Origin of the sequence: Collinsella aerofaciens (assembly GCF_039758965.1) — a bacterium.
Classification (GTDB): domain Bacteria; phylum Actinomycetota; class Coriobacteriia; order Coriobacteriales; family Coriobacteriaceae; genus Collinsella; species Collinsella aerofaciens_BR.
In genome coordinates this window covers 71,330-83,258 of sequence record NZ_JBDMSL010000011.1, presented here as the reverse complement: position 1 = coordinate 83,258, position 11,929 = coordinate 71,330, and the positions used below count along the sequence as shown (strand labels likewise).

Here is an 11,929-nt window from a genome sequence, read left to right as displayed (position 1 = left end):
GAACGACTTTGCGCAGCAACCGGAGTGAAGATGAAAACACCGGGCCGCCGCAGAGCACCAACAGACCGCAGGGACGGGAGCAGCTATACTACTCTCAGTAGTTAAGGGTCGCGGATTGGCCGCGTCGCCGCTCTCAACAGGAGGTCTTTGTTTATGGCAGATCAAAAGCCGGTTGTCGGGATCATCATGGGCTCCAAGTCCGATCTGGGTGTTATGGAAGGCTGCACCGTCGAGCTCGAGGCGCTGGGCGTGCCCTATGAGCTTGTCATTGCGAGCGCACACCGCACACCGGCGAAGGTCCACGAGTGGGCTTCGACTGCTGCCGATCGCGGCATCAAAGTGATTATCGCTGCCGCCGGCAAGGCCGCTCACCTGGGTGGTGTCGTGGCTGCCTTTACGCCGCTGCCGGTCATCGGCGTGCCTATGAAGACGAGTGACCTGGGCGGCATGGATTCGCTGCTGTCGATGGTGCAGATGCCTTCGGGCGTGCCCGTGGCCTGCGTTGCCATCAACGGCGCCAAGAACGCCGCCATCTACGCCACGCAGATTCTGGGCGCTTGCGACCCCGAGTACCGCAAGGTTATCGAGAAGATGAAGCAGGAGATGGCCGACGCCTAGGCGTTCCGCCGTTTCACCGCAGTATAAGGAGAGCCATGTCCGACTATCAGGGAAAACGATTCAAGGCTTCTCAGATTCCCGATCCGTCGAAGCCGGGTGCTGCCCATGCGGCACAGCAGGGTCGGACATCCTCTCCTCAGCAGCCGCGCGCGCCGCGCCCCGTGACGCCGGCGACGCATCGTCGACAGGACGCGCCAGCCGCATATCGACCTTCATCTTATAGCAACGCTAAGAAGCCGCCCCGGTCTTCATCGCATGCCGCGCCGTCGGATTACACCGAGCCGCCGCGCAAAAAGCGCCGCTCCATTATTCCCATTCTGCTCATCATCATCGGCATCGGCCTGATTGTCGCCGCCGCTGCCATCTTTATCAACGCGCAGATTGGCTATAAGCAGGCAAGCGATTCGTACCAGAAAATCGAGAAGCAATATGTAAGCGATAAGGACGCCAGCGGCGTGCCGATTATTGACTTCGATGCACTTGCTCAGACAAACTCCGAGATTGTGGGTTGGATTTACGCGCCGGGAACCAACATCAACTATCCCGTGGTGCAGACCAACAACAACTCCAAATACCTCAACACGCTGTTCGACGGTACGGCCAATGCATCCGGGGCCATTTTCCTGGATAGCAATGACACCGCGCCGGGCATGGTGGATCAGCAGACCACGATCTACGGCCACCACATGAATGACGGGTCGATGTTCAACGTGATTTCGGACACCACTGATCAGGCAACGTTCGATAGCATCGAGTTCGTGTATTACATCACACGGGATGCTACGTATAAACTGCGACCACTGGCGACCAAAGTTGTCGAGGACACGTATGCCAAGGCGCGCACGACCAATTTTGAGGGCGACGACGGGCTCAAGAACTACCTGTCCGAGATGCTCGACGGTGCCTCTGCCGCAGCGAGCGATGCCATCGATCGTGCCGCTTCGGCAACCAAGGTCGTAACGCTTGTGACCTGTCGTTCGTTATCGCTGAGCAACACACGTGCCGTCATGGTGCTCACGCCGGTCGAGGAATAGATTATGGGCTACTCAATGACGGTGAAAGGAGAAATGATGCTTGAGAACGGCAAATCGATGCCTTCGGTTGATGCTTGGCTGCGCGAAGCCAAGGCCGATGTTTCGGCGGCTGATTGTGGGATGTACCTGACACACAACGGCGTGGTGCGCGCGACGCCCAAGGCCGAAGTGCGCGGAGTCGAGACCGATGGCGTGGCGCCAGGCCACAAGGTGGGCGGCATGGTGTTTGGCTTCGATGCCGAAAAGGTGCAGGCCGCTATCGAGGCGACGCGCACGATGCCGGGTATCGGCTATGTGCGCGTGTGGCTGGCGAGCGGCGAGCTTACCGTGGGCGACGACATCATGCTCGTGCTCATTGGCGGAGACATTCGCCCGCATGTGGTCGATGCGCTGCAGTCGCTCGTCGGCACCATCAAGAACGAGTGCGTGAGCGAGGTCGAGCGCGAGGCGTAAGGCCTCGTCGGCAATCCGAGTCTGTCTATAGCGAAAGCCCGCCGGCAGTTCATGTAGATCTGCCAGCGGGCTTTGATGTGTTGGAGCTATTTTGCTCTGGCGTTTGCTACACGCGTGTGGCGTCCTTGGGGCTCATGGTCATACTCTGAAAACGGTTCTCCATATATTCGTTATCGAAATGCTTGTCATAGAACTGTGCGACGGGAATATTTCGAACGGTTCCGTTGACGCGCTGATACCAATAGTCGAGCGATTGCAACGTCATGACGCCGTCGATCAACATGACGGCGGTCAGGATGACGGTAGCAGAGTAGCGGCGTTTCCATGGAATCATATTGATGAGCTTAAGCAGGCGCGGCAGCAAGACCTTGATCCAGATGAGGCCACCCAGGCCCCACATGCAGGCAAACGGCGTGCATGTGCGTCCCCCGGTCAATACCGCGATGGGATCGGGCATGCCGAATAGCCTAATGTGTGAATAGCTCCACGACACCACGCCAAATGAGGTCTGCATAAACCAGCCTACAAACACCTCGAAAGCGCCGCCGATCAGGGCACTTACCAGGAAAATGATCAGAGGATTCTTTTTATAGAAGCGGTTGAGCGCCATGGTCATGAGCACCGCGCCAAATCCGTAGATGGGGCTAAAGGGGCCAAATAGCATACCGGCACGGTCCTGATAGACGCCGGGATCGACGACGACCATATGCCAGACTTCCTCGAGAATGAGACCTAACACGCTGCAGACGAAGAATACCCAGAACAGGTTGAAGTAGTTGAGCTTGATGTAGCCCTCGCCAGTTTCGTCGCGGCCGAGCATCCCCTCGGCGGCGGCATCGCGGTCGAGCATCTCTTGCAGACGGCGCTGCAGTTCGCGCTCCTGGCGTAGCGTGGGGTCGACGGTGGCCGACAGCGCAATGAGGATGACAAGCTGGACGGCGGGGCGCAGCAGGAAGGGTCCGATGCCCTGGAGCATCACGTCAACTAAAAGCTCCACGACGGTAAATGCGATGAGGACGTAAGACAGGCGGGCGGCATTGCGGCGCTGGTTCTTGATGAGGTCAAGGCCAAAGATGATCAAGATGACGGCACTGGCAGCCGAGAGCATGATGCCGGCGACAATCAGTCCGACCGCGACGAGCGTGTTGTCGCCGAGCTTGGCGGCGGCGTTGCCGTTGATGAGCGCAGTGATGACCTGCCACATAAAGGCGCCGACCGACGGGAGCGTGCCCACGCCGGACAGGATGCACAGGACGGCGTATACCTTAATGATGAGGGGGATCTTCTTGACCTCCGTGGCGCTGGGGACGCTGGGGTCGAGTTCGTTTCGATCCATACATAACCTTTCTCGTTTTGCTGTAGGTACAAGGATACGCCGCCGACCTGCCAAAAGACAGGACGAACGTCCCAATTGCAACAATGCAAGCCCCAACGGCGGGCGAGACGCGTCGCAACGGAAGTATGCGGGATCGTCGGCCCCGAAGCGGTTGCCCAATAAAATGTTTGGCTGCAAAACGGATTATAAGCTCGGTGGGCTTTTAAAAAGCGCTGTTCATGCGCGGGAGTGCTTGTCTTGCCGTGCGTATAATAGGGCAGGTAACGCCAAATAACGAGGCTCTGAGGGGATGCCATGTCTCAAGAAACCATCCGCGCGGCCGAGCGTGCCGCGGGACAGGTGAAGACCATGTCGACGTATGATCCGGACTCCGACCAGCTGCATGAGGAATGCGGCATTTTTGGTGTGTGGGCACCCGATCGCGATGTGGCTCGACTGACGTACTTTGGTCTGCGCGCGCTGCAGCATCGCGGCCAGGAATCGGCGGGAATCGCCGTGGGTGATGGCGGCACGGTTATGGTTCGCAAAGACCTGGGACTGCTCGATCGCGTGTTCTCCAACGCCGACCTGTCGACGCTCTCCGGCCAGCTGGCCGTGGGCCACGTGCGCTATGGCACCGCCGGCGCCAAGAGCTGGGAAGCCTCGCAGCCGCATCTTTCTACCATCAACAGCATCATTATCGCGCTCGCGCACAACGGTACCCTCGTCAACACCGACGAGCTGCGCCGCCAGCTGATCGAGCTGGGCGTGCCGTTCCTTTCCAATTCGGATTCCGAGGTCGCGACTAAGCTTATCGGCTACTTTACTCAGCGTACAGGCCATCTGCGCGAGGGCATTCGCAAGACCATGGAGCTCGTGCGCGGCGGCTACGCCATGACGCTCATCAACGAGCAGGCACTCTACGCATTCCGCGATCCACACGGCATTCGCCCGCTCGTGCTGGGCAAGCTGGTGGACGAGGGCCTGGACCAGGCCGATGCCGCATCCGTTTCGCAGCTGCCGTCGCAGGACGGCGCCGCGACGGTCGACTCCGCCGTCCGTGTCACGCGCGCCGGCGGCTGGGTCGTTGCTTCCGAGACCTGCGCACTCGACATCGTGGGTGCCGAGTACGTCCGTGACGTTCGTCCCGGCGAGATTTTGCGCATCAGCGCCGAGGGTCTGGTATCCGAGCAGGGCGTGCCTGCAGCCGAAGAGCCCGCAAACTGCATCTTTGAGCAGGTCTACTTTGCCCGCCCCGACTCCATCATGAACGGCAAGAGCGTCTATGCCTGCCGTTATGACATGGGTCGTCAGTTGGCACATGAGGAGCCCGTCGAGGCCGACCTGGTCATCGGCGTGCCCGACTCCGGCCTGCCGCCTGCGGAGGGGTATTCGCACGAGAGCGGTATTCCCTTTGGCGAGGGCCTCATCAAGAACCGCTACGTGGGACGCACGTTTATCGAGCCCACGCAGGAGTTGCGCGCCATGGGCGTTCGCATGAAACTCAACCCGCTGCGCGACAACATCGAGGGCAAGCGCCTGGTCGTCATCGACGACTCCATCGTGCGCGGCACCACCATGGTGCAGCTCGTCAAGATGCTGCGCAACGCCGGCGCCAAGGAGATTCATATCCGCATCAACTCGCCCGAGGTCATCTGGCCGTGCTTCTACGGTATCGATACCGACGTGCAGTCGCAGCTTATCAGCGCCAACAAGACGGTTGACGAGATTTGCGAGTACATCGGCGCCGATTCGCTGGCCTTCCTTTCGGTCGAGGGCCTGCTGAAGGTCATGCCCAAGGGCGGTTACTGCGATGCGTGCTTTACCGGCCGCTATCCCGTGGCGATTCCCGAGAGTTTTGGCCGCGACAAGTTCATGGAGGGCTTTAAGCCCCGCAACCTGGACAAGCCGCTGCACTTTGACGACGACGCCGTGGTCGAGAAATACGACGACCGCAGCTGGGAAGAGGAGCACGGCGAGGCCTAAAACCTGCTATTTGGGGACAGGTTTATTTTGATAGGTTTTACCTGCTGTTTTGTTGATATGACGGCGCGTGCTGTTATGGCGCGCGCCGAAATGAACGCAACTATGAGCACCGTTTGGCGCCCGCGCGGCGCCACGGTAGTGGGAGAGGAAGGCTCAGATGAGCGACAGCAAGCATGTGACGTATGAGGACGCCGGCGTCGATACCGCCGAGGGCGGCCGCGCCGTCGACGCTATTAAGCAGATGGTCAAGGACACCAACCGCCCCGAGGTTATCGGCGGCATCGGTGGCTTTGGTGGCCTGTTCTCGGCCGCCGCGCTTAAGGATATGGAAGACCCGATCCTGATCAGCGGCACCGACGGCGTGGGCACCAAGCTCGTGCTCGCCCAGATCATGGACCGTCACGAGACGGTGGGCCAGGACCTGGTCGCCATGTGCGTCAATGACATCTTGGCTTCGGGCGCCGAGCCGCTGTTCTTCCTGGACTACGTCGCCATCGGCCACATTGAGGCCGAGCATATGGCAAAGATCATCAAGGGCGTGGCCGATGGCTGCAAGCTCGCGGGCTGCGCGCTCGTGGGCGGCGAGATGGCCGAGCACCCCGGTGTCATGGCTCCTGCCGACTACGACCTCGCCGGCTTTACCGTGGGTGTCGTCGACCGTCCCAAGATGCTCGACCCCGCGAACGTCCGCCCCGGCGACGTCATCCTGGGCCTGCCCTCCACCGGCGTGCACTCCAACGGCTACTCGCTCGTGCGCAAGGTCATCGGCGTCGACGGCATCAAGCCGGGCACGCCCGAGGCCGCCGCTAAGGCCGAGGAGCTGAACCGCCCGCTCGAGGAGCTCGGCGGCGCATCGCTGGCCGACGCCCTGCTGGCCCCCACGCGTATTTATGTGAAGCCGATTCTTGAGCTGCTGCGCGGTGGCGCTCCGGTGCACGCCATCGCCCACATCACTGGCGGCGGCATCACCGAGAACCTCAACCGCGCGCTTGCCGACGACGTCGACGCCGTGGTCACCCGTAATGGCGCCGAGATGGGCTGGGACGTTCCGCCCGTCATCACCTATGTGTCGCGTCAGGCCGAGCTCGCGCCCAACGAGGCATGCAAGACCTTCAACATGGGTGTCGGCCTGTGCCTGATCGTCGCCCCCGAGGACGAGGCCACCGTGACCGAGGCTCTGGTCGCGCTGGGCGAGAAGCCGTTCCGCGTGGGCGAGTGCGTCGAGGGTTCCGGTAAGGTCGTGTACTCCGATGAGCGCTAACGAGCAGATGGCTGCTGCCGAGGGCCTGGGCTTTGTGCCCTACACCCGTCCGACCGGCACCGATACGGCTGAGCCGCTCAAGATCGGCGTGCTTATCAGCGGTTCGGGTACCAACCTGCAGGCGCTGATCGACCTGATCGCCGCCGGCAAGCTCAACGCCTCGATTGAGCTTGTGGTGTCGAGCCGTCCTTCGGCCAAGGGCCTGCAGCGTGCCGAGCGTGCGGGTATCCAGACGCTCACGCTGTCCAAGGATGTCTATGCCGACCCCATCGCGGCTGACGAGATCATCGCGCATGAGCTGCTCGAGCGCGGCTGCGAGTACGTGGTGATGGCCGGCTACATGCGCATGGTGCACACGCCGCTGCTGGCAGCGTTTCCCAATCGCGTGGTCAACCTACACCCGGCGCTGCTGCCGAGCTTTACCGGCGCCCATGCGATTGACGATGCGTTTGCTCGCGGCGTCAAGGTGACCGGCGTGACCGTGCACTTTGCCAACGAGATCTACGACAACGGCCCCATCATCGCCCAGCGCGCGCTGGCTGTCGAGGAGGGCTGGGACGTCGACACGCTCGAGGAGCACATCCACGCGATCGAGCACGTGCTGTATCCCGAGGTCGTGCAGATGCTCGCCGACGGTCGCGTTCACGTGCTGGAGGGCGGCAAGGTCGCAATTGATGCGCCTCGCGGCTAGCGGCGCACAGTACAATTTAGCCGAGTAGTCAGGGTGGTCATTGGCGCCAAGGCGCAAGTGGCCATCCTTTGTTTTAGGTAGTCATTGGGGACGTTCTTGAATGACTAGTCGTTTAAGAACGTCCCAGGTGACTAGGTGAGAGAGGTGAGCGCATGGCGGATAACGAAGCGCTGTTTACGCCTGAGCTGGTGTTTTTTGATTGGGAGTGCGTGTCGCCGGGCGAGGTGTTTGCGCGGCTCGAGGGCGAGCTTGCCCCGCGCGGCTACATTGCGCCCGGTTGGCTCGACGCCGTCCGCACGCGCGAGGACGCCTATCCCACGGGTCTCGCCATGCCGGCGGCAAACATCGCCATTCCGCATACCGATCCGGGATTTGTGGCCAAGCCCTATATCGCGGTGGTGAAGCCCGCTGCACCTGTGACGTTCAACGCGATGGCGGGCATGGGCGCCCCGGTGCCGGCGCAGATCGTCATCAACCTGGGCATTGCCGAGCCGGGCGGTCAGGTCGAGGCGCTTCAGGCGCTCATGAATATCTTTATGGACGCCGACGCTGCAGCCGATGTGCTCGGCCAGACCACGCCCCAAGGCATGGTCGACGCCATCCGCCGCCACTTCTAAGCCGTCACTTGGAGACTGTCCCTAACTGCCGGCAGAAAAGGAACGTCCCTAACTGCCAACTGCCAGACCTGTCCCCTTTGCACCAAAATGGTGCAGATTAACCTGTCCCCCATGCACCAGGTGTGCCGCGGGGGCTGCGTTGTGACACAATGGCGTTTGTTCGATTCGTGATGCGAAAGGCCAAACATGGCAAATAAGAAAAAGAACCTCGAGGCCGCGCCGACGCCCGAGCAACAGGCTCGCGCCGCCTCCAGCTCTCGCAAGAAGCAGCGCAAGACCTATGTGTCCAAGACCGTCAAGATTGTCCTGGTGGTCATCGGCGTGCTGGCGATGCTGCTCTCCGTCTCGGCCATGGCGTGCTCCGGCCTGATGTCGCAGACCGAAAGCGCCGGCTCGGGCTATAAGCTTACTGGTGGTGTGGCGGCCACTATCGACGGCACCAACCTCACCGAGGACACCGTGACCAAGCAGATCATGAGCATGCGCACGTCCTATGGTTACACCAAGGACAAGGACTGGGCGCAGTACCTGGTCGACAACGACCTCACACCCAAGAAGTATCGCAAGCAGCTCATCGACTCCTACGCGCAGCAGATCCTGCTTCAGCAAGCGCAGAAGGAAAACGGCGTGACCGTCTCGGACGAGGAGGTCGAGAAGGCTTGGAAGGACGCCTGCAAGAGTGCCGGCGGCGCCAAGACCTTTAAGAAGACGCTTAAGACCTACGGCTACACCGAGGACACCTACAAGGATTCGCTCAAGGAGAGCCTGGCGCAGCAGAAGCTCAAGGATGCCGTGGCACCCACCAGCAAGCCCAAGGACAGCGAGATTGTCGATTACATCAATGAGAACCTGTCCAACTACAACGACGCCCGTCGTTCGTCGAATATCCTGATCAAGGTCGATTCCGACGCATCTGACGAGGACAAGGCTGCCGCCAAGGCCAAGGCGCAGGAGTGCCTGGACAAGATCAACTCCGGCGAGCTGAGCTTTGAGGATGCCGTGGAGCAGTACTCTGACGACACCGGCTCCAAGGAGAAGAAGGGCGATGTGGGCTGGGACAAGCTCACCACCTTCGTCGACAGCTACCAGGCGGCGCTCGAGGGACTCAACAAGGGCGATGTGAGCGGCGTCGTCGAGTCGACCTATGGTTATCACATCATCAAGTGCACCGACTACTTCCATGTCGATAATCAGGTCGATGACATTAAGCAGGTGCCCAAGGACATCAAGAAGTACGTCTCCAACGTTGTGAAGACGCAGGCGGCAAGCACTGCGTACAGCGAGTGGCTGGAGCAGTACAAGAAGGACGCCGACATCACCGTTAACCCCATGCCCAAGGACGTGCCGTACAACGTCAGCCTGAAGGGCGTCACCAAGAGTTCGACCGACGATTCGTCGACGACTAAGTAATCATGGGGCGGTGCCCGCGTGAGTGCCGCCCACGCTATTGAGGAGGATTTGCAGATGACCAACGAAGAGCTGCAGAAGGAAATGATCGCGGCCATGAAGGCCAAGGACAAGGTTCGCCTGTCTATCATTCGCCAGGTTAAGGCCGAGGTGAAGAATATCGAGGTCAACGAGCGTCGCGATGTGACCGAGGAAGACGTCAACAGCATGATCAAGCGTCTGATTAAGCAGACGAGTGAGACGCTGGAGATGTCCATTAAGGCCGGTACCGACCAGGAGCGTACCGACAACCTGACCGAGCAGGTCAAGATTCTGGAGAGCCTGCTGCCCGCGCAGGTTTCGGGCGAGGAACTCGAGGCCCTGATCGAGCAGGTTATCGCCGAGCTGGGCGCGACCTCTAAGAAGCAGATGGGCCAGGTCATGGGCGCTCTGGGTAAGGCCACTGGCGGTAACTTCGATAAGCCGGCAGCAGCAAAGATCGTCGGTGCCAAACTCGCGTAATTTGTTACGCGGTTTTACCAAACCGCGTAACGGCTCGACGCTGCAAACCCGTACACGCGGCAATCTGGCGTTCAATTTCAAGGGCGCGACCATAAGGTCTGCACCCTTTCATTTCACGTCACCTTGCTCGCGTGTGCGGGTTTTCGCTGACTTATGCTCAACAAGGGCGGTTGTATTATTTTCGGGTCTTGAGGGGGCGTGACCATTGCGGTCGCGCCCCTTTTTGCTGGGCTGGGCACTCATCGGGGACAGGCTTAAATGAGTGCCCAATGAGCGGGTACTCATTTAAGCCTGTCCCCGATGAGTGGGTTAAAGGTTGCGGGTTCTTTACGGGAATGTAGTGTGGGCTGCGGAAACGTGGTTCTTTCCGTACAATAGTGCAACTCGTGTAAACGCAGGGAAGGGACATTCATGGCAGACATGATCGAGATCAAGCATCTCAACAAGTACTTTGGCGACCTGCATGTGCTCAAAGATATCAACCTCACCGTCAAGCGCGGCGAGAAGCTCGTAATGATCGGGCCTTCCGGTTCGGGTAAGTCGACGCTCATTCGTTGCGTCGATTATCTGGAGGAGCCCACGTCGGGCGAGGTCGTCATCGACGGTACGCCGCTCACCAAAAAGAATCACCTGGAGATGGCTCGCAAGTACAGCTCCATGGTGTTTCAGCAGTTCAACCTGTATCCCAACATGACGGTGCTGGGCAACCTGACGCTCGCGCCCATCAAGCTGCAAAAGAAGAGCAAGGAGGAGGCGACCGAGATCGCCATTGCCGCGCTCAAGCGCGTCGGCATGGCGCATAAGGCCGGTGAGTATCCGCAGAATCTCTCGGGTGGTCAGCAGCAGCGCATCGCCATCGCCCGTGCTCTGTGCACCAAGCAGCCCATCATCCTGTTTGACGAGCCGACCTCGGCACTCGACCCCGAGATGGTCCAGGAGGTTCTGGACGTTATGATTGAGCTCGCGCAGGAGGACATCACCATGATCTGCGTGACGCACGAGATGGGCTTTGCGCGCCAGGTGGCCGACCGCGTCATCTTTATGGAGGACGGCCGCATTCTGGAGGAGGGCACGCCCGGGCACTTCTTCGATAACCCCGAGAACCCGCGCTGCCGCGAGTTCCTGTCCAAGATTCTGCACTAGGCGCGGTGATGGACATGACGGATATGACGAGGGCGGCCGTGTCGCGCCGTCACTTTTTGCAGCTGGCTGGCGCCGGCATGCTTGCGCTGACGGGGACCGCGCTTACCGGTTGCGGCAACTCCACCAGCGGCGAGGGCTCCGACAAGGGGTCTAAGCTTGCGGCCATCAAGTCGCGTGGCCATCTGAATGCCGGCGTTAAGAAGGACGTTCCCGGCTATGGCTATTACGACACCGCCAAGGGCCGCTTTGAGGGCATGGAAGTCGATTTGTGCTACCAGATCGCCGCTGCCGTCTTTGGCGTGAGCTACAAGGAGGCCCGCGCCCAGGAGCTTGTCGAGTTTACCGACGTAACGCCCAAGACGCGCGGCCCGCTGATCGATAACGGCCAACTCGACGTGGTCGCGGCGACCTACACCATCACCGACGAGCGCAAGAAGAGCTGGGATTTCTCGACGCCGTATCGCACCGACTACGTGGGACTCATGGTCAAGAAGCGTTCGGGCTTTACCTCGATTGAGGACCTGGACGGCAAGGTCATTGGTGTGAGCCAAGGTGCCACCACGCAGGGCCTGATCGAGCAGATGATCAAAGACAACGGCTTTAGCTGCAAGCCAGAGTTTAGGGCCTTTAGCGGCTACCCCATCATCAAGAGCTCGCTCGACGCCGGCAATATCGACGTCTTTGCCATGGACCGCTCCACGCTGGCCGGTTACATGAACGAGACCGTTGAGCTGCTGCAGCCCGAGGTCAAGTTTGGCGAGCAGGGCTACAGCGTGGCGACCAAGAAGGGCTGCGACCTTTCGGCCGTGGTCGATCAGGTGATTTGCGATCGCCTGGCCGACGGCTGGCTCGACCAAGAGGTCAAGACCTGGGGTCTTGTATAGGCGCATCGTCCAAGGAAGG

The 11,929-nt window shown here is 60.3% G+C and carries 12 protein-coding genes; 11 read left to right on the top strand and 1 reads right to left on the bottom strand.

Features of this window, described 5'->3' with window-relative positions; genetic code table 11:
* Nucleotides 1-153: 153 nt before the first annotated feature.
* The 3 genes from purE to ABHU32_RS05065 are packed head-to-tail and all read left to right on the top strand — an operon-like array spanning nucleotide 154 to nucleotide 2,105.
* A complete protein-coding gene (gene purE, locus ABHU32_RS05075) occupies nucleotides 154-618 on the top strand; it encodes a 5-(carboxyamino)imidazole ribonucleotide mutase (protein WP_055310286.1) in 465 nt (154 codons plus the stop codon).
* A gap of 35 nt (nucleotides 619-653) precedes the next feature.
* Complete coding sequence (locus ABHU32_RS05070) at nucleotides 654-1,652, top strand: class B sortase (RefSeq protein WP_346979250.1); 999 nt, start codon at nucleotides 654-656, stop codon at nucleotides 1,650-1,652.
* A 33-nt stretch (nucleotides 1,653-1,685) separates the two neighbouring features.
* Entirely contained in the window at nucleotides 1,686-2,105 is a 420-nt protein-coding gene (locus ABHU32_RS05065) for a molybdenum cofactor biosynthesis protein MoaE (protein ID WP_117746184.1), read from the top strand.
* A 106-nt stretch (nucleotides 2,106-2,211) separates the two neighbouring features.
* Here ABHU32_RS05065 and ABHU32_RS05060 read toward each other — a convergent pair whose 3' ends face one another.
* Nucleotides 2,212-3,441, bottom strand: a complete 1,230-nt coding sequence (locus ABHU32_RS05060) for a putative ABC transporter permease (protein ID WP_346979249.1) — start codon at nucleotides 3,439-3,441, stop codon at nucleotides 2,212-2,214.
* A gap of 294 nt (nucleotides 3,442-3,735) precedes the next feature.
* Here ABHU32_RS05060 and ABHU32_RS05055 point away from each other — a divergent pair, with 294 nt between their 5' ends.
* The 8 genes from ABHU32_RS05055 (at nucleotide 3,736) to ABHU32_RS05020 (ending at nucleotide 11,910) form a co-directional block, all read left to right on the top strand.
* The gene (locus tag ABHU32_RS05055; protein ID WP_346979248.1) at nucleotides 3,736-5,406 is read left to right on the top strand and encodes an amidophosphoribosyltransferase; all 1,671 of its coding nucleotides are present in this window, start codon (nucleotides 3,736-3,738) and stop codon (nucleotides 5,404-5,406) included.
* Nucleotides 5,407-5,563: 157 nt separating this feature from the next.
* Complete coding sequence (purM, locus tag ABHU32_RS05050; protein WP_346979247.1) at nucleotides 5,564-6,667, top strand: phosphoribosylformylglycinamidine cyclo-ligase; 1,104 nt, start codon at nucleotides 5,564-5,566, stop codon at nucleotides 6,665-6,667.
* On the top strand, nucleotides 6,657-7,358 hold the full coding sequence (gene purN, locus ABHU32_RS05045; protein WP_346979246.1) for a phosphoribosylglycinamide formyltransferase: 702 nt from the start codon (nucleotides 6,657-6,659) through the stop codon (nucleotides 7,356-7,358). Before purM ends, purN begins: the two co-directional genes overlap by 11 nt.
* Before the next feature lie 152 nt (nucleotides 7,359-7,510).
* On the top strand, nucleotides 7,511-7,975 hold the full coding sequence (locus ABHU32_RS05040) for a PTS sugar transporter subunit IIA (protein WP_346979245.1): 465 nt from the start codon (nucleotides 7,511-7,513) through the stop codon (nucleotides 7,973-7,975).
* Nucleotides 7,976-8,161: 186 nt separating this feature from the next.
* A complete protein-coding gene (locus ABHU32_RS05035) occupies nucleotides 8,162-9,385 on the top strand; it encodes a peptidylprolyl isomerase (protein ID WP_346979244.1) in 1,224 nt (407 codons plus the stop codon).
* Nucleotides 9,386-9,439: 54 nt separating this feature from the next.
* Nucleotides 9,440-9,883 (top strand): GatB/YqeY domain-containing protein, encoded by a 444-nt coding sequence (locus ABHU32_RS05030; RefSeq protein ID WP_006235801.1) that lies wholly within the window; start codon nucleotides 9,440-9,442, stop codon nucleotides 9,881-9,883.
* Nucleotides 9,884-10,294: 411 nt separating this feature from the next.
* Complete coding sequence (locus ABHU32_RS05025) at nucleotides 10,295-11,026, top strand: amino acid ABC transporter ATP-binding protein (protein WP_346979243.1); 732 nt, start codon at nucleotides 10,295-10,297, stop codon at nucleotides 11,024-11,026.
* An 8-nt stretch (nucleotides 11,027-11,034) separates the two neighbouring features.
* Nucleotides 11,035-11,910 (top strand): transporter substrate-binding domain-containing protein, encoded by an 876-nt coding sequence (locus tag ABHU32_RS05020; RefSeq protein ID WP_346979242.1) that lies wholly within the window; start codon nucleotides 11,035-11,037, stop codon nucleotides 11,908-11,910.
* Nucleotides 11,911-11,929: the final 19 nt, after the last annotated feature.